1 protein-coding gene is annotated in these 598 nt (G+C 60.4%); it reads right to left on the bottom strand.

Going from position 1 to position 598, the window contains the following annotated elements:
- Positions 1-16: 16 nt before the first annotated feature.
- Positions 17-349, bottom strand: a complete 333-nt coding sequence (locus tag ACPYOJ_RS34625) for a hypothetical protein (protein ID WP_481420266.1) — start codon at positions 347-349, stop codon at positions 17-19.
- Positions 350-598: the final 249 nt, after the last annotated feature.

The following is a 598-nucleotide window of genomic DNA, read 5'->3' as shown; positions in this document are numbered from 1 at the left end:
TTCGTTGAGCCAGATTTTACTGGCAATTGCCGGCGGCATCTTTGACTTGGCCCTGAACGCAGTCGGAAGAATCTTGCTTGCCCTGGGAGTCCTTGTCTTTCTCGGTGCTCGTGCCGGGGGAGGAAGTACCGGAGCCGCTACCGGACATGCTGCCAGATCCGCTACCGGAACCTGACGCGCCGCCGGACTGGCCAGAGCCACTTGTCCACCAGAACCACCAGTTCCACCAGAGCCGCCGCTGGCCTGAGCCATGGCCGAAGTTGCAAGGCCGATCGATAGCGAAGAGGCGCTGACGGACCTTCTCAAAAAGCTCGCCCCCGGTGATCGCCACATGAATAACCTTGAACATCAACTTTGGGGTTCCCCCCGTAGTCAAACTCTCTTCTCAGCCAGTCGAACATGGGTACGGGGTCGGCAAATCTCTTCCGCGCCGCGGCCTCTGCTTCGATCGTCTCACCGGAAAGCGTCATTTCTCGTTGCCGCTTGGGGTCGTGACCTGTGTCGGTCCGCCACCGTTTCCCGTAGGGGTCGGGTCGCGGGCGGTCGCAGTCGGAGGGGGCGACGTTCCGATTGCTGGATTATTGTCAAACGTTCCACT

The sequence above is a fragment of the Rhizobium sp. SVR5-9E genome (assembly GCF_056755095.1).
This window is presented reverse-complemented; position numbering and strand designations above follow the sequence as displayed.